31 protein-coding genes are annotated in these 19,460 nt (G+C 65.3%); 30 read left to right on the top strand and 1 reads right to left on the bottom strand.

What is annotated here, in order from left to right:
* Positions 1-19: 19 nt before the first annotated feature.
* From TBIF_RS18245 to TBIF_RS23935, 7 genes are all read left to right on the top strand, one after another.
* The gene (locus tag TBIF_RS18245; protein ID WP_024796189.1) at positions 20-1,069 is read left to right on the top strand and encodes an MCE family protein; all 1,050 of its coding nucleotides are present in this window, start codon (positions 20-22) and stop codon (positions 1,067-1,069) included.
* On the top strand, positions 1,066-2,178 hold the full coding sequence (locus TBIF_RS18250) for an MCE family protein (protein WP_024796190.1): 1,113 nt from the start codon (positions 1,066-1,068) through the stop codon (positions 2,176-2,178). Before TBIF_RS18245 ends, TBIF_RS18250 begins: the two co-directional genes overlap by 4 nt.
* Positions 2,178-3,230 (top strand): MlaD family protein, encoded by a 1,053-nt coding sequence (locus TBIF_RS18255; RefSeq protein ID WP_024796191.1) that lies wholly within the window; start codon positions 2,178-2,180, stop codon positions 3,228-3,230. Before TBIF_RS18250 ends, TBIF_RS18255 begins: the two co-directional genes overlap by 1 nt.
* A complete protein-coding gene (locus tag TBIF_RS18260; RefSeq protein ID WP_024796192.1) occupies positions 3,227-4,444 on the top strand; it encodes an MlaD family protein in 1,218 nt (405 codons plus the stop codon). Before TBIF_RS18255 ends, TBIF_RS18260 begins: the two co-directional genes overlap by 4 nt.
* A 2-nt stretch (positions 4,445-4,446) precedes the next feature.
* Positions 4,447-4,983: an Rv1363c family protein gene (locus TBIF_RS18265; protein ID WP_024796193.1), complete on the top strand. Its 537-nt coding sequence runs from the start codon at positions 4,447-4,449 to the stop codon at positions 4,981-4,983.
* Positions 4,984-5,056: 73 nt separating this feature from the next.
* A complete protein-coding gene (locus tag TBIF_RS18270; RefSeq protein ID WP_024796194.1) occupies positions 5,057-5,962 on the top strand; it encodes an oxygenase MpaB family protein in 906 nt (301 codons plus the stop codon).
* A 4-nt stretch (positions 5,963-5,966) separates the two neighbouring features.
* The gene (locus tag TBIF_RS23935) at positions 5,967-6,503 is read left to right on the top strand and encodes an oxygenase MpaB family protein (protein WP_084611774.1); all 537 of its coding nucleotides are present in this window, start codon (positions 5,967-5,969) and stop codon (positions 6,501-6,503) included.
* On the opposite strand, the gene TBIF_RS18280 is transcribed toward TBIF_RS23935, so the two are convergent.
* The gene (locus TBIF_RS18280; protein WP_024796196.1) at positions 6,487-6,984 is read right to left on the bottom strand and encodes a hotdog fold domain-containing protein; all 498 of its coding nucleotides are present in this window, start codon (positions 6,982-6,984) and stop codon (positions 6,487-6,489) included. The two genes, TBIF_RS23935 and TBIF_RS18280, sit on opposite strands and share 17 nt — an antisense overlap.
* A 515-nt stretch (positions 6,985-7,499) precedes the next feature.
* On the opposite strand from TBIF_RS18280, the gene rpsJ reads away from it, so the two are divergent.
* The 23 genes from rpsJ (at position 7,500) to TBIF_RS18395 (ending at position 19,449) form a co-directional block, all read left to right on the top strand.
* Positions 7,500-7,805 carry a 30S ribosomal protein S10 gene (gene rpsJ / locus TBIF_RS18285; protein WP_003938093.1) on the top strand — a complete coding sequence of 102 codons (306 nt, stop codon included), beginning with the start codon at positions 7,500-7,502 and terminating at the stop codon, positions 7,803-7,805.
* 28 nt (positions 7,806-7,833) lie between these two features.
* Positions 7,834-8,490, top strand: a complete 657-nt coding sequence (rplC, locus tag TBIF_RS18290) for a 50S ribosomal protein L3 (RefSeq protein ID WP_024796197.1) — start codon at positions 7,834-7,836, stop codon at positions 8,488-8,490.
* Positions 8,487-9,143, top strand: a complete 657-nt coding sequence (rplD, locus tag TBIF_RS18295) for a 50S ribosomal protein L4 (protein ID WP_024796198.1) — start codon at positions 8,487-8,489, stop codon at positions 9,141-9,143. Before rplC ends, rplD begins: the two co-directional genes overlap by 4 nt.
* The gene (gene rplW, locus TBIF_RS18300; RefSeq protein ID WP_038171805.1) at positions 9,140-9,454 is read left to right on the top strand and encodes a 50S ribosomal protein L23; all 315 of its coding nucleotides are present in this window, start codon (positions 9,140-9,142) and stop codon (positions 9,452-9,454) included. Before rplD ends, rplW begins: the two co-directional genes overlap by 4 nt.
* Before the next feature lie 51 nt (positions 9,455-9,505).
* The gene (gene rplB, locus TBIF_RS18305) at positions 9,506-10,345 is read left to right on the top strand and encodes a 50S ribosomal protein L2 (RefSeq protein WP_024796200.1); all 840 of its coding nucleotides are present in this window, start codon (positions 9,506-9,508) and stop codon (positions 10,343-10,345) included.
* Positions 10,346-10,358: 13 nt separating this feature from the next.
* Positions 10,359-10,640, top strand: coding sequence for a 30S ribosomal protein S19 (gene rpsS / locus TBIF_RS18310; protein WP_024796201.1), 282 nt, complete (start codon positions 10,359-10,361; stop codon positions 10,638-10,640).
* Complete coding sequence (gene rplV / locus TBIF_RS18315; RefSeq protein ID WP_024796202.1) at positions 10,637-11,044, top strand: 50S ribosomal protein L22; 408 nt, start codon at positions 10,637-10,639, stop codon at positions 11,042-11,044. Before rpsS ends, rplV begins: the two co-directional genes overlap by 4 nt.
* Positions 11,044-11,826, top strand: coding sequence for a 30S ribosomal protein S3 (gene rpsC, locus TBIF_RS18320; RefSeq protein WP_024796203.1), 783 nt, complete (start codon positions 11,044-11,046; stop codon positions 11,824-11,826). The genes rplV and rpsC overlap by 1 nt, the downstream gene beginning before the upstream one ends.
* 2 nt (positions 11,827-11,828) lie before the next feature.
* Positions 11,829-12,245: a 50S ribosomal protein L16 gene (rplP, locus tag TBIF_RS18325; protein ID WP_024796204.1), complete on the top strand. Its 417-nt coding sequence runs from the start codon at positions 11,829-11,831 to the stop codon at positions 12,243-12,245.
* Positions 12,245-12,481 (top strand): 50S ribosomal protein L29, encoded by a 237-nt coding sequence (gene rpmC / locus TBIF_RS18330; RefSeq protein WP_024796205.1) that lies wholly within the window; start codon positions 12,245-12,247, stop codon positions 12,479-12,481. Before rplP ends, rpmC begins: the two co-directional genes overlap by 1 nt.
* Positions 12,478-12,777 (top strand): 30S ribosomal protein S17, encoded by a 300-nt coding sequence (gene rpsQ, locus TBIF_RS18335; protein ID WP_024796206.1) that lies wholly within the window; start codon positions 12,478-12,480, stop codon positions 12,775-12,777. The genes rpmC and rpsQ overlap by 4 nt, the downstream gene beginning before the upstream one ends.
* A 354-nt stretch (positions 12,778-13,131) precedes the next feature.
* Complete coding sequence (rplN, locus tag TBIF_RS18340; protein WP_024796207.1) at positions 13,132-13,500, top strand: 50S ribosomal protein L14; 369 nt, start codon at positions 13,132-13,134, stop codon at positions 13,498-13,500.
* Positions 13,500-13,814 carry a 50S ribosomal protein L24 gene (rplX, locus tag TBIF_RS18345; RefSeq protein WP_024796208.1) on the top strand — a complete coding sequence of 105 codons (315 nt, stop codon included), beginning with the start codon at positions 13,500-13,502 and terminating at the stop codon, positions 13,812-13,814. Before rplN ends, rplX begins: the two co-directional genes overlap by 1 nt.
* Before the next feature lies 1 nt (position 13,815).
* Entirely contained in the window at positions 13,816-14,382 is a 567-nt protein-coding gene (gene rplE / locus TBIF_RS18350; RefSeq protein ID WP_024796209.1) for a 50S ribosomal protein L5, read from the top strand.
* 2 nt (positions 14,383-14,384) lie between these two features.
* Positions 14,385-14,570 carry a type Z 30S ribosomal protein S14 gene (locus TBIF_RS18355; RefSeq protein ID WP_024796210.1) on the top strand — a complete coding sequence of 62 codons (186 nt, stop codon included), beginning with the start codon at positions 14,385-14,387 and terminating at the stop codon, positions 14,568-14,570.
* A 92-nt stretch (positions 14,571-14,662) separates the two neighbouring features.
* The gene (gene rpsH, locus TBIF_RS18360) at positions 14,663-15,061 is read left to right on the top strand and encodes a 30S ribosomal protein S8 (RefSeq protein ID WP_024796211.1); all 399 of its coding nucleotides are present in this window, start codon (positions 14,663-14,665) and stop codon (positions 15,059-15,061) included.
* Positions 15,062-15,072: 11 nt separating this feature from the next.
* Positions 15,073-15,612 carry a 50S ribosomal protein L6 gene (gene rplF, locus TBIF_RS18365; RefSeq protein ID WP_024796212.1) on the top strand — a complete coding sequence of 180 codons (540 nt, stop codon included), beginning with the start codon at positions 15,073-15,075 and terminating at the stop codon, positions 15,610-15,612.
* Positions 15,613-16,023, top strand: a complete 411-nt coding sequence (gene rplR / locus TBIF_RS18370) for a 50S ribosomal protein L18 (RefSeq protein ID WP_024796213.1) — start codon at positions 15,613-15,615, stop codon at positions 16,021-16,023.
* 31 nt (positions 16,024-16,054) lie between these two features.
* Complete coding sequence (gene rpsE, locus TBIF_RS18375; protein WP_024796214.1) at positions 16,055-16,729, top strand: 30S ribosomal protein S5; 675 nt, start codon at positions 16,055-16,057, stop codon at positions 16,727-16,729.
* A 2-nt stretch (positions 16,730-16,731) separates the two neighbouring features.
* Positions 16,732-16,911, top strand: coding sequence for a 50S ribosomal protein L30 (gene rpmD, locus TBIF_RS18380; RefSeq protein WP_024796215.1), 180 nt, complete (start codon positions 16,732-16,734; stop codon positions 16,909-16,911).
* A 2-nt stretch (positions 16,912-16,913) separates the two neighbouring features.
* Positions 16,914-17,360 carry a 50S ribosomal protein L15 gene (gene rplO, locus TBIF_RS18385; RefSeq protein ID WP_024796216.1) on the top strand — a complete coding sequence of 149 codons (447 nt, stop codon included), beginning with the start codon at positions 16,914-16,916 and terminating at the stop codon, positions 17,358-17,360.
* Positions 17,361-17,599: 239 nt separating this feature from the next.
* On the top strand, positions 17,600-18,907 hold the full coding sequence (gene secY, locus TBIF_RS18390; protein WP_024796217.1) for a preprotein translocase subunit SecY: 1,308 nt from the start codon (positions 17,600-17,602) through the stop codon (positions 18,905-18,907).
* Positions 18,904-19,449: an adenylate kinase gene (locus TBIF_RS18395; RefSeq protein WP_024796218.1), complete on the top strand. Its 546-nt coding sequence runs from the start codon at positions 18,904-18,906 to the stop codon at positions 19,447-19,449. The genes secY and TBIF_RS18395 overlap by 4 nt, the downstream gene beginning before the upstream one ends.
* Positions 19,450-19,460 lie beyond the last annotated feature (11 nt).

Below are 19,460 nucleotides of genomic sequence, written 5' to 3' on the forward strand. Positions count from 1 at the left end.
CGGGAGGTGCAGGACCCAGATGTTCCTAGTCAAACTGATCGACGTCTTCGTCGGGATTATCCGATTCTTGTTCACCGGCGACCGGCGCAACAATAGCGGCACCCCGCTCGCGCTGGGTGCGCTCGGCATCGTCGTGCTGCTGGTGGGCCTGTTCGGGGCCCTTGCCATCCCGCGGATCTGGTACACGTCCAACACCCACTCTTATTCGGCCGAGATGGTGAACGCCAGCGGCCTGAGCGGCGGGGACCCGGTATATGTCGCCGGCGTCCCGGCCGGCCGCGTGGAGGCGGTGCGGCTGGTCGAGGACCACGTGGTGGTGGACTTCCGCCTCGACAAGGGCCAACCGCTCGGCAACCGCACAACGGCCACCGTCCGGCTCAAGACCGTGCTCGGCAAGCGGTACCTCGAGGTGGTGCCCGGCGGGGTCGCAGGCGAGGGCGAGAACCTGATTCCGCTGGCGCGCACCACCGTGCCCTACAGCCTCGACGATGTCAGCCGCGACGCGACCACCACGGCGCAGGGCATTGACGTCGACGCGATGCAGGAGATGATGACGACCCTGACCCAGGTGCTGCCGGCGGACTCCGAGGAACTGGGCAAGGCACTCGCCGGCATCAGCGGCGCCTCCGAGGCATTCGCGCAGAACGGCGAGCAGGTCGACCACCTGCTGGTGATGTCGCGGCAACTCTCGGACATGGTCGCCAAGCAGGAGGACTCGTTGGTTGGCACACTCGGCAGCGCGCAGACCGTCGTCTCGATCCTGGCGGTGCGCAAGCAGGCGCTGACGGACATGGCGGATCGGCTCAGTGCCATCCTGGCCACGCTGGCCGCGTCCTTCACCGAGAACGACGAGAAGTTCAGCCAGCTGGTCACGAACCTGACCGCCGTCACCGGCACCCTCAAGGACAGCGCGGCGAGCATCGACGGGGTGCTGGCTCGGTTGCCATCGGCGCTGCGGTCCGCGACGGACGCCACGGGCAACGGCCCGTGGACGGATGTCACGGCGCCGTCGGCGATCATCCCCGACAACCTGCTCTGCTTCGTCGGCGTTATGCAGGGGTGCAAATGAGAACTCCGCAGACCAAAACGCGCCCGTGGGGAAAGATCGTCTCCGCCGCGGTGCTCGTCGCCGCAGTGGTCGCGGCCGGCTGGTATGTCTTCGGCGGCACGGACAACTCCCGGTCCGTCACCGCGAACTTCAGCTATGTCAACGGCATCTACGTCGGCAGCAAGGTCACCATCCTCGGCGTGCCGGTCGGCACGGTCACCGACGTGACCCCGCAGGGCGCGACTGTCCAAGTGCGGATGACCATGCCCGACGACGTGTTGCTGGCCGCCGATGCCAGCGCCTACGTGCTCAACCCCTCGGTGATCTCGGACCGGCATGTGGAGCTGGGGCCGGTCTACCAGGGCGGCCCGCGACTCGAGGACGGCGCGGAGATCCCGCCGGAGCGCTCCCACGCGCCCATCGACTTCGACGGGCTGATGGGCAGCATCAGCACGCTCACGGACGCGCTGGGCGGGGACGGGCAGGTGGGCGACCTGCTGACCCAGTCCGCCGACGGCTGGCGCGGGCAGGGCGAGGCCTTCAACTCCGCCATCGTCAACCTGAGTGCGGCGACGGGGGTGGTGGGCGCTCGCGCCGAGGATATCGGCGCGCTGGTCGCCAACATGGGCTCGCTGATGCAGGCCCTCGACGCGCGGCAGGTCAGCCTGGACGACATGGTGACCGGCCTCGGCGACCTGGGGGACCAGTGGTCGGCCGAGCGGATTGATATCGCCACCCCGCTGCGGGACCTGCAAGTGGTCCTCGACGAGGTGGACAGCTTCATGGCCGAGCACGGCGACGACGTCGGCGCCATCACCCAGAACGTGAACGCGCTGGGCACGGTGCTGACCCAGCACCAGGCGGGATTGGCGGAGTTCATGGACGTGGTCCCGCTGCTGATGCAAAACCTCGGCAACTCGGTGGGCGACGACGAGCGCGGCCGGATCCGGCTCAACATCTCGACCGCGCTCACGCAGTTCACCGTCGCGGACCAGTTGTGCAAGGACTACCCGATGCCGCTGTGCACCGGGGCCGGACTGACCAACCCGATCTCCTTCCCGATCAGCGCGTCGGACCCGCTGGGGATCGTCTCGGTGCTCACCGGGAAACCTGCGCAGGGGGGCAACTGATGGCCCGCTCGGCCGGGATCGCGGTCGTGCTCGGCGCAGTGCTGCTCTCGGGCTGCGGCCTGGGCATGCAGGATCTGCCCGTCGGACGCTCCGTCGGCGGGGACTCCTATGCCGTGCAGCTGCAGTTGGCCACCGCGGCCGGGCTGGTGCTGGGCGCGGAGGTGCGGGCCGGGCAGCAGGTGATCGGCCGGGTCGCCGCCATGGAGACCGACGCGGTCGGCGCGAAGGTCACGCTGAGTCTGAACTCGGCCGTGCCCCTGGCCCGGGACGTGCACGCCTCCCTGGAACTGCCGTCGGCGCTGGGCAACCCGTTCATCCGGCTCGTCGATCCCGACCCGGGCGCGGGGGAGCAGGCACAGGTCCTACGTGCCGGGGATGTGATCGAGCAGCGCCGCACCGACATCGGCCCGCAGATCGAGAGCACCCTCGCGGCCCTCGGGATGGTCGTCAACGGCAGCGGCATGAGCCAGATGCAGGTGGTGGTGGAGGAGCTCAACACCGCGTTCGGGGGCCGCTCCGGGGAGGTGCGCGGACTCACCACGACGATGCGGGAGTTGTTCGGCCAGGCCGCGGCGAACCAGGACGACTTCGACGAGGCCATCGTGTTGGCGGCGCGCATCTCCGAGCAGTTCGTCAACCAGCAACAGGTGCTCGACGGCTTCCTGGACACCGTCCCCGCCGCGGTCGAGGCGCTGGGCCGCCAACGCGACACCATCTCGTCGCTGCTGGACTCGAGCACCCAGCTCGCCGCGAACGCCAACACGATCCTGGCGGGCTCCCCGCACGGGCTGGACCAGATGCTGGGCGACGCCACCTCGGTGATCGGCGCGCTCGGCGCATTCAACGACCGCATCGGGGAGGCCCTGGGCAACATGAACACGTTCATCGACAATTTCGAGACCGCGGCCCGCGGCGACTACCTGATGTTCGACGGTGCGCTGGACATCCCCGAGACGCTGCGGACGCTGTGGCTCGGCCCGGCCGCCCCGGCAACGCCGTCACCGGAGCCGCTGCTGAGCATCGAGAACCTACTGCCGGGCGGCGGGCGATGAGGCGGCTGGCGCTGATCCAGCTGATCTTGTTCGCGATCACGGCGGCGGTGGTGATCCCGTTCGGCATCAACTACGTCATCGGACCACAGGCGTTCGGCGAGACCACCGCCGTGTACGCGCAGATGGACGACGCGCTGGGGCTGACTGTGGGCACCGCGGTCACCTACCGCGGGGTGTCCATCGGTGAGGTGTCCGCCGTCCGGCTGGACCTGGACAACGGTGGGGCGCGCGTGGACTTCACGCTCGACCCCGGCGTGCGGGTGCCCGTCGACAGCGTCGCGAAGGTCGGCATGGGCACCGCCGCCGGCATTCAGAACGTCGACATCTACCCGATGAGCGACGCCGAACCGTACCTGCAGTCGGGGGACCGGCTGGCGGCGCCGCAGGACCAGCAGCCGCCGCAGATGAGCGAGCTGATGCTGCAGGCCTCCCGGCTGCTCGAGAATGTGGACCCGCAGGCGATCCAGGTGCTGGGCACGGAGCTCGGCGCGTCGTTCGACGGGCTGGGGCCGAGCCTGGCCAGCCTGATCGACAATGGCGCCGTGCTCTCCGCACAGGTCAGCGAGCAGGCGCCGACGATCGCCGAGCTGCTCGGGCGCACGACCTCGCTGGTCACGACCATGGCGGGGGAGCGCGAGTCCTTCCCGCGGGGCATGCTCGCGGCGCGCGATGTCACGGAGCAGCTGGTGGCCGCCGGCCCGACGCTGACCGCGATCGCGGGCTCGGCGCCCGCCACCATCACGACGGCCACCGAGTTGTTCCAGCGGTATGAGTCGGACTTCGGCGTGCTGTTCGGCGACCTGTCCACGGTGCTGCCGATCATCTCGGACCGGGAGCTGGCGCTGCGGTCGGGCCTGGTGGACATCCCCTTCGGGCTCGGCCGGCTCGCGATGATCGTCAAGGGCGAGCGGGCGGACTTCTCCCTGATCGCGACCCAGGGCCAAGTGTGCAATTACGATGCGCCTCGTCGCGCCGTGGGGGATATGGCCCCGGCCGAGCCGCAACTGACGAACTATTGCCCGCCCGAGCCGAATCTCGCCACCCGCGGCGCCCGGAACGCGCCGCGGCCCAACGGCCTCGGGCTAGAGCTGGCCACGAGCCCGGGCACGGTGATCGGGCCGCCCGTGGTCAAGGATCCGATCCTGCTGCCGACGGGAGTGGAGGCGCTCCAGTCCTGGGAAGCCCTTCTACACGATGTCCAGAATGGGAATTGAGCATGACAACCGACACCCCCAACCCCGACGCCACCAGCCCTGACACGCCCAGAGCCCGCGGGATCCTGCGGCAGCCGCTGGCCTGGGTCGCGGTGGTCCTGCTGCTCGCGCTGGTCGGCACGGCGGTCGCACTCGTCTTGGCCCTAAGGGGGGCCGGCGACGCGGACCAGCGTGCGGAGCAGGCCCAGTCGGTGGCCCGTGACTATGGGTTGGCGCTGGCGCAGGTGGATTACCGGACCCTGGATCAGAACCGGGACCAGGCCGCGGCGCTGACGACGGAGTCCTTCAGAGGCCCGACGAGTGAGATCTTCGATCTGTTCGCGACCACGCTCACCGACGCGGAGTCCGTCTCCACGGCGACCGCCGACGAGGTGGGCATCGCCAGCATCGATGACGACTCGGCGGTGGCGCTGGTGTTCCTCAATCAGCGGTCCGTCAATCTCACCAATCCGGAGGGGGCGGTGCAGGGCCACCGGCTGCGGGTGGAACTGGTGCGCGATGGCGGCCAATGGCTGGTCAATGGGGCGGAGTTCAAGTAGGCAGGGGCCTAGCCAGGCCCGCGAAAACCTGGAATACTCGTTAACAAAGGTTGGGCGAGGCAAGGGGATGGGCATGGCAGCACGACTTCTCGGGGATCAGACCGCGCAGCCGCGGTTGACCACCGCGCAGACTCGCATTCAGATCACGCAGACGACCCGGCGCTGGAACAAGAGCAAGGTCGACCTCACGGACGCCCTGGACTTCTGGTCCTTCGCCGGCGGCGCCGCCAACGTCATCCAGCAGCTCGGCTGGCCCGAGGTCGCGTATGGCGTGATGGAGTCCAAGGTGACCACCGGCGGGCTGATGTTCCACCCGTGGAAGCGCGCGCGCACCACCTTCCAGTACCTGGCCGTCGCGATCCTGGGCACCGACGAGGAGAGGGCAGCCTTCCGCGAGGCCGTCAACAGCGTGCACCGGCACGTGCAGTCCGACGCGAACAGTCCCGTCAAGTACAACGCCTTCAACCGGGAACTGCAGATGTATGTCGCCGCCTGCTTGTTCATCGGGTTCGAGGACAGCCACCAGCTCCTCTACGGCAAGTTCACCCCCGAGCAGGCGGAGCACTTCTATCAGTCCGCGTCGCCCCTGGGCACCACGCTGCAGGTCCAGGCGGACCAGTGGCCCGCCACCCGCGTGGAGTTCGACCGGTACTGGAACATCGCCTGCGAGCGGATCACCATGGACGAGCGCACCCGCGCCTACCTGATGGACCTGGTGCACCTGCGGATGATCGCCTGGCCGCTGCGGATCATGTTCGGCCCGCTGCTCCAATTCCTCACCGCCGGATTCCTGCCCCCGCTCTTCCGCGAGGAGCTGGACATCGAGTGGACGGAGACGGACCGGCGACGGTTCGAGAACCTCTTCGTGTTCGTCTCCTTCGTCAACCGCTTCATCCCGAAGTTCATCCGGGGCGGGGGCACCTACGGGATGATGGCGGACGTGCGGCGGCGGCTGAACGCCGGCAAGAACCTGGTCTGAGGCCATGCGGGAAATGCTCACCGCGGACTCGTTTGTCTGGCGCTATCTGGGGGACCGCCGCTATGAGCTGGTGCTGCCCCGGGCAGTGAGCCTGCAGATGCTGCACCCCGGGGTGGGCGCGGCGACGCTGGCGCACTCGCAGACCCCCACCAGGCTCTGGCTGCACAAGTCCGCCAGCGTGCCGCAGCTGGTCAATATGGCCTACTCGACCCGCGATCTGTCCACCGTCATCCGCGCGGGCCATCGGCATGTGAAGGGCGTCGACGACCACGGCGAGCGCTACCACGCGCTAAATCCGGAGTTGTTCTTCTTTGTCCACGCCACCTACGTGGACTCCCTGGTCACGATGGTCAACCGGTTCATCCGGCCGCTGTCCGCGCGCTTCGGCGACCAGGCGGCGATCCGGCGCTTCGCTGTCCGACGCAAGGCCCGGGTCGCCCTGCAGCCGAGCCGACGCCTCACCGCGGACGTGCGCCGGACCATCGCCACCGATGGTCAGACCTACGCCGACGGGGCGGCTGGGCTTAGCTCTTCGGCGTGACCCACGTGGTGATCTGCGCGCGCACTACCTCCACGCCCTGCTTGTCCATGATCGAGATCGGCACCATCAGCTCCGCGCCCTCGGTGATCGCCGCGAAATCGGGCACCTCGTCGAGCTTGGCGATCGCGCGCAGACCGGTGTTGGCCTTCGTCACGTACTCCACCGACATGGCCTTCGGGATCCACCGGTGGGTGTTCGGCACAGTGGCCTCGCACAGCATGCCCATCGCGGTCTCAGCGAGGTTGCAGGCGGCGATAGCGTGGAAGGTGCCCAGGTGGTTGTGCACGCCCCACCACTTCGGCGCGGTGACCTCGCAGCGGCCCGGCTCCATCACGCGCACCACCGGCAGCACGGTCGCGAAGTAGGGCACACGCACGCACATCGCGACCGAGAAGAGCCGCGCGCCAAGACTATTCGCGGGCAGGCGGAGTCGGCTGCGGTAGGTGGGGCTGGCGGTGGATAGATTCTGCGCAGAAGTCATGGAGGCAGCGTAGTGGCCCCGGCCCGTGGGCGCGCCCTACGATGTGACGCATTCGATTTGGAGTGTGGCGCACCGTCGGGCATACTGTTGGGGTTGCCTTGCGCGACGGATCGGTGTCATGAGGAGCCAGTAGTTCTAAAGCTGGCTTCAAAGGGGCCGCCCCCGCCGCGAGTTGTATGAGTCGCTGCATTACTGTGGTCGACTGGTCGGCACCGAGGCAAGTACACGACGTACCTATTTGGTGCTCGACTGCGAGCTAGAAGCGGTACGTCTCCCATGTTCGAGGGCATTCCACCCCGTCAGAGTAATCTGGCTGGAAGGAAAAGCTGCGAGCGTGGGGGAAGCAGCCGGGCGACACGCCCGACCGCGTGTACCGCAGGACCATGACAGTTGAACAGCGGCGACGGACGGGCAGAGCCCCGTGCGGGTTCGATGTATCCACTGTTTGTGGTCCGGGAAAGAAATCTCGTGACGCCGTAAGGCGTCATGACCCCCGAAAGGTAAGGACAACAAGCGTGGCGGGACAGAAGATCCGCATCAGGCTCAAGGCCTATGACCATGAGGCGATTGACGCGTCTGCGCGCAAAATCGTCGAGACGGTCACCCGTACCGGCGCTCGCGTCGTCGGACCGGTGCCGTTGCCCACTGAGAAGAACGTGTACTGCGTCATCCGCTCACCGCACAAGTACAAGGATTCGCGCGAGCACTTTGAGATGCGCACCCACAAGCGTCTCATCGACATCCTGGACCCGACGCCGAAGACGGTAGACGCGCTCATGCGCATTGATCTGCCGGCCAGCGTCGACGTCAACATTCAGTGAGCCTTGGAAGACGCAGCGGAGACATTCAATGACTAACACCGAGATCAAAGGCATTCTGGGCAGCAAGCTCGGCATGACCCAGGTCTTCGACGAGAACAACCGGGTTGTCCCGGTGACCGTCGTCAAGGCCGGGCCTTGTGTCGTCACCCAGGTGCGTACCGAGGAGCTCGACGGCTACAGCGCCGTCCAGCTCGCATTCGGAGCCATCGACCCGCGGAAGGTCGACATGCCGACCGCCGGGCATTACGCAAAGGCGGGCGTTACCCCCCGTCGCCACATCGTCGAGCTTCGCGTCCCGAACGCCTCCTCTTACAAGGTTGGCCAGGAGCTGGGTGTCGATGTGTTCGCCGACGGAAACTTCGTCGACGTCACCGGCACCAGCAAGGGCAAGGGCTACGCCGGCGTCATGAAGCGTCACGGCTTCAAGGGCCAGGGCGCAAGCCACGGCACGCAGGCTGTGCACCGTCGCCCCGGTTCCATTGGCGGCGCGTCCACCCCCGGCCGTGTCTTCAAGGGCAAGCGCATGGCAGGCCGCATGGGTAGCGATCGCGTTACCACGCAGAACCTGACCGTCCACAAGGTGGACACCGAGGCCGGCATTCTGCTGATCAAGGGTGCGATCCCCGGCCGTAAGGGCGGCCTTGTGATCGTCCGGACTGCAGTGAAGGGTGGTGCATCCGCATGAGCAACGACAAGACCGTGAACCTCTCGCTGGACGTTCATCTGCCCGGCGGCGGGACCAAGGGTTCCGTTGACCTGCCGGCAGGGATCTTCGATATCGAGCCGAACATCGCGCTGATGCACCAGGTCGTCACGGCCCAGCTTGCAGCAGCACGTCAGGGCACGCACTCGACCAAGACCCGCGGGGAGGTGCGTGGCGGTGGCCGTAAGCCTTACCGTCAGAAGGGCACCGGCCGTGCGCGTCAGGGTTCGACGCGTGCGCCTCAGTTCGTCGGCGGTGGCGTGGTCCACGGACCGAAGCCGCGCGACTACTCGCAGCGCACCCCCAAGAAGATGATTGCCGCCGCCCTGCGCGGAGCACTCACCGACCGGATCCGCAACGAGCGCATCCACCTGATCAGCGAGCTCGTGCCGGGACAGGATCCCTCCACCAAGGGCGCCAAGACGTTCCTCGCGCAGCTCAGCGATCGCAAGAAGGTCCTCCTGGTCATCGACCGCGAGGACACCGCTGCCTGGCAGAGCGTGCGCAACCTTGAGGGTGTGCACCCGATCGCGCCGGACCAGCTCAACACCTACGACGTGCTGAACAGCGATGACGTGATCTTCAGCGTTGCCGCACTGAACAGCTTCGTTGCAGCGAAGGAGGTTTCGGCATGAGTATCGCTGAGATCAAGTCCGATCCGCGCGACATTCTGATCGCGCCGGTTATCTCGGAGAAGTCGTACGCGCTCATGGAGCAGAACTCGTACACCTTCATCGTGCACCCGGACTCAAATAAGACGCAGATCAAGATCGCCGTGGAGAGTGTCTTCGGCGTGACTGTCACCAGCGTCAATACGGCCAACCGGCAGGGCAAGCGTAAGCGCACCCGCGCGGGCTTCGGCAAGCGCAAGAATACGAAGCGCGCGATCGTGACGCTGTCCAGTGACAGCAAGCCCATCGAGCTCTTCGGAGGTCCGGTCGGTTAGCCCTCAGGGCTAACCAATCGGAACTCGTAGAAGGTAAGGACGAGAAGACTCATGGCAATCCGCAAGTATAAGCCGACAACCCCGGGCCGTCGTGGCGCGAGCGTCGCTGATTTCGCTGAGATCACGCGCTCCACCCCCGAGAAGTCCCTGGTTCGTCCGCTCCACAGCAAGGGTGGTCGAAATGCGCATGGCCGCATCACCACCCGTCACCAGGGTGGCGGGCACAAGCGTGCCTACCGCCTGATCGATTTCCGTCGCAACGACAAGGACGGTGTGCCGGCCAAGGTTGCGCACATCGAGTACGACCCGAACCGCACCTCGCGGATCGCACTGCTGCACTACTTGGACGGCGAGAAGCGCTACATCATCGCCCCCAAGAACCTGAAGCAGGGCGACAAGGTCGAGTCCGGCGTCGGCGCTGACATCAAGCCCGGCAACAACCTGCCGCTGCGCAACATCCCCGCGGGCACCGTCGTGCATGCGGTGGAGCTGCGTCCCGGTGGCGGCGCCAAGATGGCGCGTTCGGCTGGCACCAGCATTCAGCTGCTGGGCAAGGAAGGCGCGCACGCCACACTGCGTATGCCCTCCGGCGAGATCCGCCGCGTCGATGTGCGCTGCCGCGCATCCATCGGCGAGGTCGGCAACGCCGAGCAGTCGAACATCAACTGGGGCAAGGCCGGCCGTATGCGCTGGAAGGGCAAGCGTCCCAGCGTCCGCGGTGTCGTGATGAACCCCGTCGACCACCCGCATGGTGGTGGCGAGGGCAAGACCTCCGGTGGTCGCCACCCGGTCAGCCCGTGGGGTCAGCTCGAGGGCCGCACCCGCAAGCCCAAGAAGGCGAGCGACAGCATGATTGTCCGCCGTCGCCGCACCGGCAAGAACAAGCGCTAGGAGGGAGTGAAGGATGCCACGCAGCCTTAAGAAGGGCCCGTTCGTCGATGATCACCTCCTCGCGAAGGTTGATCGCCAGAACGAGAAGGGGACCAAGCAGGTCATCAAGACCTGGTCCCGCCGCTCAACCATTATCCCTGACTTCATCGGTCACACGTTTGCCGTCCACGACGGACGCAAGCACATCCCGGTCTTCGTCTCGGACAACATGGTTGGTCATAAGCTCGGCGAGTTCGCGCCGACTAGGACGTTCAAGGGCCACATCAAGGACGACCGGAAGAATAAGCGTCGATGAGTAATCAGACAAGTGCTGCGACTTCTTCGCAGACGGTAAAGGCGACCGCTCGGTTTGTGCGAGTGACGCCAATGAAGGCGCGCCGCGTCGTGGACCTGGTCCGCGGTCGGAGCGTTGAGGACGCGCTGAACATCCTGCGGTTCGCACCGCAGGCTGCCAGCGAGCCCGTCGGGAAGGTTGTGGCCAGCGCCGCAGCCAACGCGACCAACAACCACGATCTGGACGCCCGCACGCTCGTCGTGACGGCTGCCTACGTCGATGAGGGCCCGACCATGAAGCGGTTCCAGCCGCGTGCACAGGGTCGTGCGTTCCGCATTCGCAAGCGCACCAGCCACATCACCATCGAGGTCCAGTCGGTGCCCAGCGAGGGCAACGCACGTGGCCGTCGGAAGGGAGCTCAGTAGTGGGCCAGAAAATTAACCCGCACGGCTTCCGCCTCGGCATCACGACCGACTGGCGCTCGCGCTGGTTCGCGGACAAGCAGTATGCGGAGTACGTGAAGGAAGACGTCGCGATCCGCAAGCTCCTCGCCACTGGCATGGAGCGGGCCGGCATCTCCAAGGTGGAGATCGAGCGCACCCGTGATCGGGTTCGCGTCGACATCTTCACCGCTCGCCCGGGCATCGTCATCGGTCGCCGCGGCACCGAGGCCGACCGCATCCGCGGCAAGCTGGAGAAGCTCACCGCCAAGCAGGTCCAGCTGAACATCCTCGAGGTCAAGAACCCCGAGGCTGACGCTCAGCTGGTCGCGCAGGGCGTTGCCGAGCAGCTCTCGAACCGTGTCGCATTCCGTCGCGCCATGCGTAAGGCCATTCAGTCGGCCATGCGTCAGCCTTCGGTCCAGGGCATTCGCGTGCAGTGCTCCGGTCGTCTCGGCGGCGCCGAGATGTCCCGCTCGGAGTTCTACCGCGAAGGCCGTGTCCCGCTGCACACCTTGCGTGCGGACATCGACTACGGGTTCTTCGAGGCGAAGACCACCTTCGGCCGCATCGGTGTGAAGGTCTGGATTTACAAGGGTGACGTCGTCGGTGGGCGCAAGGAGATCGCCGCGAACGCAGCAGCTGCTGCCGCCGCGGATCGCGATCGCCCGCGTCGTCAAGAGCGACCGACCCGCACGCGTCGTCCGGCTGTCGCCGGCGCCGCAGCGCCGGCGGAAGCGCCCGTGGCTAAGAATCAGGAGGGCTGACGATGTTGATGCCTCGCCGCGTCAAGCACCGCAAGCAGCACCACCCCAGCCGCAGTGGCATGTCCAAGGGTGGCAACCAGGTCTCGTTCGGTGACTACGGCATTCAGGCTCTCGAGCCCGCCTACATCACCAACCGGCAGATCGAGGCAGCTCGTATTGCCATGACCCGCCACATCAAGCGTGGCGGCAAGATCTGGATCAACATCTTCCCGGACCGTCCCCTCACCAAGAAGCCTGCCGAGACCCGCATGGGTTCCGGTAAGGGTTCTCCCGAGTGGTGGATCGCGAATGTCAAGCCGGGTCGGATCATGTTCGAGATGAGCTACCCGAACGAAGAGACTGCTCGCGAGGCCCTGCGCCGCGCGCAGCACAAGCTCCCCTGCAAGACTCGTATCGTAACAAGGGAGGGGCAGTTCTGATGGCAACCGGAACGCAAGCCTCCGAGCTCCGTGAGCTCACCGAGGAAGAGTTGGTCACCGGTCTTCGTGAGGCGAAGGAAGAGCTTTTCAACCTTCGTTTCCAGATGGCTACCGGCCAGTTGGACAACAACCGTCGACTGCGGACGGTCCGGCGCAACATCGCCAAGATCTACACCGTGATGCGCGAGCGCGAGCTCGGCCTGGCGGTCGGTCCCGATGAGGATGGCGCCGCATGAGTGAGGACAAGACTGTGAGCACGAAGAACGAGACCGGAGCCGAGGATCGGGCAAAGCGCAAGCTGCGCACCGGTTACGTCGTCTCCGACAAGATGGAGAAGACGATCGTCGTCGAGCTCGAGGATCGCGTCAAGCATCCTCTGTACGGCAAGATCATCCGACGCACCACCAAGGTGAAGGCGCACGACGAGAACTCTCTCGCCGGCGTCGGCGACCTGGTCCAGCTCATGGAGACCCGACCCCTGTCGGCGACCAAGCGCTGGCGCCTGGTTGAGATCCTGGAGAAGGCCAAGTAAGAACAGTTTTACTGACATAGGCGGTCCGCACCCTCGGGTGTGGGCCGCCTACGCCATTTTGCGCACGGCACAGCCCTCGCGACGGCGAGCGCGTAGACAAACGTGCGGGTTTTTACGAAAATCGGCACGTTTATCTACACGCTCGAGGATCGTCAGGCAACAACCTCAGCGCCCGGCCCGGTGTAGCGCCGCGTGACTGAGCCCGCGGCGCTTGGAACCCCGATTTGGTATCTGCTAAGGGGTTCCCTACACTAGGGGGGTTGCCTTAGGCGATTTTCGCCCTAGGCGCGCGAGACCGCGTGTGTCGGGACGGAAATCCGGCACATATTTAGAGTCCAGGTCAAGGAGAATTCAGTGATCCAGCAGGAGTCGCGAGTTCGCGTCGCCGACAACACGGGTGCCAAGGAAATCTTGTGCATCCGCGTGCTCGGTGGCTCGGGCCGTCGCTATGCCGGGATTGGCGATGTCATCGTTGCAACGGTGAAGGACGCCATCCCCGGTGGAAACATCAAGAAGGGCGAGCTTGTCAAGGCTGTTATCGTCCGCACCGCGAAGGAGCGTCGCCGTCCGGATGGCTCGTACATCCGTTTTGACGAGAACGCCGCGGTGCTGATCAAGCCGGACAATGATCCCCGTGGAACCCGCATCTTCGGCCCGGTTGGCCGCGAGCTGCGTGACAAGAAGTACATGAAGATCATCTCGCTTGCGCCGGAGGTGCTGTAATGAAGGTGCATAAGGGCGATACGGTCATCATCATCTCGGGCAAGGACAAGGGCGCGAAGGGCAAGGTCATCAAGGCCATGCCTGAAACGGGCAAGGTCCTGGTCGAGGGCGTTAACCGCATCAAGAAGCACACTGCAGTCTCGGCGAACCAGGCCGGCGCGCAGGTTGGCGGCATTGTCACCCAGGAGGCGCCCATCCAGGTCTCCAACGTGATGGTTGTCGACTCCGAGGGGAATCCCACCCGTGTCGGTTACCGCACCGGTGACAACGGCAAGCGCGTGCGAATCTCCCGTCGCAGCGGGAAGGACATCTGAGATGACTACGACTGAGAACAAGATCCAGCCGCGGCTCAAGCTCCGGTACCGCGCAGAGGTTCGCGACGCGATGAACGAGAAGTTCGCGTACGAGAACGTCATGCAGATTCCCGGCCTCGTCAAGATCGTCGTCAACATGGGTGTCGGCGACGCCGCCCGTGACGCGAAGCTGATCAACGGCGCCGTGCGCGACCTGTCGCTGATCACGGGCCAGAAGCCCGAGATCCGGCTGGCGCGCAAGTCCATCGCACAGTTCAAGCTGCGCGAGGGCATGCCCATTGGCGCGCGGGTCACCCTGCGCGGCGACCGGATGTGGGAGTTCCTCGATCGACTGCTGTCGATCGCGCTGCCCCGTATCCGCGACTTCCGTGGCCTGTCGGGCACTCAGTTCGACGGCAACGGCAACTACACGTTCGGCCTGAACGAGCAGTCGATGTTCCACGAGATCGATATTGATTCGATCGACCGCCCCCGCGGCATGGACATCACGGTTGTCACGACGGCCACCAACAACGTCGAGGGCCGCGAGCTGCTCAAGCAGCTCGGCTTCCCGTTCAAGGAGAACTGACCATGGCTAAGAAGGCCCTGATCAACAAGGCCAACCGCAAGCCTAAATTCGCGGTTCGCGGATACACGCGGTGCAACAAGTGCGGCCGCCCGCACTCGGTCTACCGCAAATTCGGACTTTGCCGCATCTGCCTTCGCGAGATGGCACACGCTGGCGAGCTGCCGGGCGTTCACAAGAGCTCCTGGTAAAAACCTCCATACCACTTCGCGGTAGGCCTGCTGCTTGGCTCTTGAGCCGGGCAAGAGGGAACCGCTGCGAGAAAGGTGCACAGGTCGACTAAATGACCATGACAGACCCCATCGCAGACATGCTCACGCGTCTGCGTAACGCAAACTCTGCGTATCACGACACGGTTTCGATGCCCTCATCGAAGCTGAAGGTCAGGATCGCAGAAATTCTCAAGCGCGAGGGCTACATCGGCGGCTTCAAGGTTGAAGCAGCCCGTGTCGGCGAGTCCCTCACGCTTGACCTCAAATTCGGCCCCTCACGTGAGCGCAGCATCGCGGGTCTTCGACGCGTGTCGAAGCCCGGCCTCCGTGTTTATGCCAATTCCACCAACCTGCCCAAGGTTCTCGGCGGCCTCGGCGTGGCGATCATCTCCACGTCCACTGGCCTGCTCACCGACCGCCAGGCAGCACAGCAGCGGGTAGGCGGGGAAGTCCTCGCCTACGTCTGGTAGGGGGTCGAGATATGTCGCGTATTGGAAAGCATCCAGTCGGCGTCCCATCGGGCGTTGACGTCAGCATCAACGGCCAGCAGATCACCGTCAAGGGCCCCAAGGGCGCCCTGGACCTCACCCTGAACGACGCCGTCGGCGTCGAGAAGGCCGAGGACGGCTCCCTGCAGGTCACCCGTGCCAACGACGCGCGAGAGAGCCGTGCCCTGCACGGCCTGTCGCGCACACTGGTGGACAACATGGTTATCGGCGTCACCGCCGGCTACACCATCAAGATGGAGATCCACGGCGTCGGCTACCGCGTCGCGCTCAAGGGCAACACCCTCGAGTTCGCGCTGGGCTACAGCCACCCGGTCATCATGGAGGCGCCCGAGGGCGTCACCTTCACTGTGGAGAACCCCACCCGGTTCACGATCATCGGTATCGACAAGCAGAAGGTCGGCCAGGTCGGAGCCAACATCAAGCGGTTGCGCAAGCATGACCCCTACAAGGGCAAGGGCATCCGCTACGAAGGCGAGCAGGTCCGTCGCAAGGTCGGAAAGACGGGTAAGTAAATGAGCCAAAAGACAGCAAACACAGAGGGAAAGCGCGTCCAGCTCGGTAAGGATGCCTCGACCAAGCGTCGTATCTCCCGCACCCGTCGTCACTTCCGTCTTCGCAAGAAGATCTCGGGCACCCCTGCCCGTCCGCGTCTCGTGGTGAACCGCTCCTCGCGGCACATCCACGTGCAGCTGATCGACGACCTCGCGGGCCGGACGCTGGCTTCAGCGTCCAGCATCGAGGCCGACGTTCGTGCAATCGACGGGGACAAGAAGGCACATGGTGCCAAGGTGGGCGAGCTCATTGCAGCGCGCGCCCTTGCAGCCGGTGTCGACACGGTCGTGTTCGACCGCGGTGGCAACAACTACCACGGCCGGATTGCGGCGCTCGCCGACGCAGCTCGCGAAGGCGGGTTGAAGTTCTGATGATGATCTCCACAAATGGAAGGACTGTCTGATGCCGGGACGTCAGCGTCGTGACGGCGGACGGGGTCCCGCCGGGCCGAATGGCCCAAGCAATGAGCCCCAGGCAGGCGGCCAGGCAGGCGGCCAGGGCCGTGACAACCGTGGCGGTGGCCGAGGCGGTCGCGATGGCGGTCGTGGTCGCGAGCCTGAGAAGTCGCAGTTCATCGAGCGCGTGGTTGCTATCAACCGCGTCTCGAAGGTCGTCAAGGGTGGTCGTCGCTTCAGCTTCACCGCGCTGGTGATCGTGGGCGACGGCAACGGATTGGTCGGCGTCGGCTACGGCAAGGCCAAGGAAGTTCCCGCGGCCATTCAGAAGGGTGTCGAGGAGGCTCGTAAGAGCTTCTTCCGCGTTCCGATGATCGGCACCACCATCACGCACCCCGTTCAGGGTGAGGCGGCGGCGGGCGTGGTCATGCTGCGTCCGGCGAGCCCCGGTACCGGTGTTATCGCCGGTGGCGCGGTTCGTGCGGTGCTTGAGTGCGCCGGCATCGCGGACATCCTGTCGAAGTCGCTGGGTAGCGACAACGCGATCAACGTGGTGCATGCCACTGTGGCGGGCCTGAAGGCTCTGCGTCGTCCCGAAGAGGTTGCCGCCGCGCGCGGTCTGCCGATCGAGGACGTCGCACCCGCAGCCATGCTCCGGGCACGCGCCGGACAGGGAGCATAACCATGGCTCAGCTGAAGGTAACCCAGATCCGAAGCTCGATCGGTAGCAAGCACAACCAGCGGGAAAGCCTGCGTACGCTCGGCTTGAGGAAGATTCGCCAGACGGTTGTCCGCGAGGACACCCCTGAGAACCTCGGGCTGATCAACGTGGTGCGCCACCTCGTCACTGTTGAGGAGGTCTAACCATGACCATCAAACTGCATCACCTGCGCCCGGCGCCGGGATCCAAGTCCGACAAGATTCGCGTCGGTCGTGGTGAAGGCGGCAAGCGCGGCAAGACCGCGGGTCGCGGTACCAAGGGCACCAAGGCACGTAAGAATGTGCCTGCCGCCTTCGAGGGCGGGCAGATGCCGCTGCACATGCGGCTGCCCAAGCTCAAGGGATTCAAGAACCGGTTCCGCACCGAATACCAGGTTGTCAACCTTGGTGACATCGGCCGGCTGTTCCCGGAGGGTGGTGTCATTGGCGTCGACGAGCTCGTCGCCGCCGGCGCCGTCCGTAAGAACCAGCTCGTCAAGGTGCTGGCGCAGGGCGAACTGAAGGGCAAGGTCGATGTGACCGCCAACAAGTTCTCCGGCGCCGCCAAGGAGAAGATCGAGGCAGCCGGTGGCACCATCACCGTGCTCGTCTAAGTTCTCCTCTCCGTAGTAGTAGTTCTCGACGCCTGGCCGAGCGATCGGCGAGGCTGTCGTGAATGACATGAGATGGCCGTGGACGGGACCGTTAGGGTTCCGTCCACGGCCATTCTCAACAGTGGACATTCTTGTGTGCAGCGGACACTGTTACAGTTTCACCCGTTGTCCGCGCATACCGCAGGGCAGCAGTGCGGCCGCTGGCGACAGGGCCATTCAGCACCCATCCAGGAGGACACTTGCTTTCGGCCTTCGGATCAGCCTTCAGGACACCCGACCTGCGGCGAAAGATCCTCTTCACGCTCGCGCTCATCGTCCTGTACCGGGTGGGCGCGATGATGCCGTCCCCCGGCGTCAACTTCAAGAACATCCAAGAGTGCTCCGCAGGTGTGCTGGACTCGGACACGTCAGGTGTGTACTCCCTGATCAACCTGTTCTCCGGTGGTGCGCTGCTACAGCTCTCGGTCTTTGCGATCGGCATCATGCCGTACATCACCGCGAGCATCATCGTGCAGCTGCTCACCGTCGTCATCCCCAAGTTCGAGGACCTCCGCAAGGAGGGCCAATCGGGCCAGGCGAAGATGACGCAGTACACCCGCTACATCACCGTCGCATTGGCGCTGCTCCAGTCCACCGGCTTCGTTGCGCTCGCCAAGAGCGGCAACCTGCTGCAAGGCTGTGACAAGCCCATTCTCGCGGACGAGTCGATGTTCGGGCTCCTGGTGATCGTGCTGGTCATGTCCTCCGGCGGCATCCTGCTGATGTGGATGGGCGAGCTGATCACCGAGAAGGGCGTCGGCAACGGCATGTCGATCCTGATCTTCATCAGCATCGGCGCGGGCCTGCCCGGCATGGGCAAGGCCATCCTGGACGAGGGCGGCCTCCGCTTCACCCTGGTGATGTTCGCGGTGCTCGCGATCCTCGTCGGCGTGGTCTTCATCGAGCAGGGCCAGCGCCGGATCCCGGTGCAGTACGCCAAGCGGATGGTCGGCCGACGCATGTACGGCGGCTCGTCCACGTACCTGCCGTTGAAGGTGAACCAGGCTGGCGTGATCCCCGTGATCTTCGCGTCCTCGCTGCTCTACCTGCCGACATTGATCTCTCAGCTCACCCGCGGCGATGGCGCCGATCCGCACTGGTGGAACACGTTCCTCGACAAGTACTTCGCCAACCCGCAGAGCACCGGCTATATCGTCATCTACTTCCTGCTGATCCTGTTCTTCACGTACTTCTACGTCGCGATCACCTTCAACCCGGAGGAACGCGCCGACGAGATGAAGAAGTACGGCGGCTTCATTCCCGGCATCCGCCCGGGTGGCCCCACAGTGAAGTACCTGCAGTTCGTGCTCAACCGGATCACCCTGGTGGGCGCGCTGTACCTCGGCGGGATCACGATCTTGCCCAACTTCTTCCTTGGCGCCGCTGCCACGGCCGGTATGGCCTTCGGCGGCACCTCGATCCTGATCCTCGTCGTTGTCGCATTGGACACGTCGAAGCAGATCGAAAGCCAGTTGTTGCAGAGAAATTACGAAGGGTTCCTCCGATGAGAATTGTTTTGCTTGGCCCGCCCGGAGCTGGCAAAGGCACGCAGGCCACGATCCTGTCCGAGAAGCTTGGCGTTCCGCACATCTCCACTGGAGATCTGTTCCGCGCCAACATCGGCCAGGGCACCCCGCTGGGCATCGAGGCGAAGCAGTACCTCGACGCCGGCAACCTGGTCCCGAGCGACCTGACTAACCGCATGGTCGAGGCGCGCCTGTCGGAGGCCGACGCCGCCGGCGGCTTCCTGCTCGACGGTTTCCCGCGCACGATCGGCCAGGCCGAGGCGCTCTCGGAGATCCTGGGCCGGCTCGGCGCCGCGCTCGACGCGGTCCTGGAGTTCCAGGTCGACGAGGACGTGGTGGTTGAGCGCATGCTCGCCCGCGGCCGCGACGATGACAAGGAAGACGTCATCCGCAACCGCCTCCGCGTCTACCGCGAGGAGACCCAGCCGCTGCTGGACCACTACAAGGGCCTCGAGGTCAGCGTCGACGCCGTCGGCGAGGTCGACGAAGTCAACGCCCGCGCCCTGGCCGCGCTCGGCAAGTAGAGGCGTAGGTC

The sequence above is a fragment of the Tomitella biformata AHU 1821 genome, assembly GCF_000524475.1.
Lineage (GTDB): Bacteria > Actinomycetota > Actinomycetes > Mycobacteriales > Mycobacteriaceae > Tomitella > Tomitella biformata.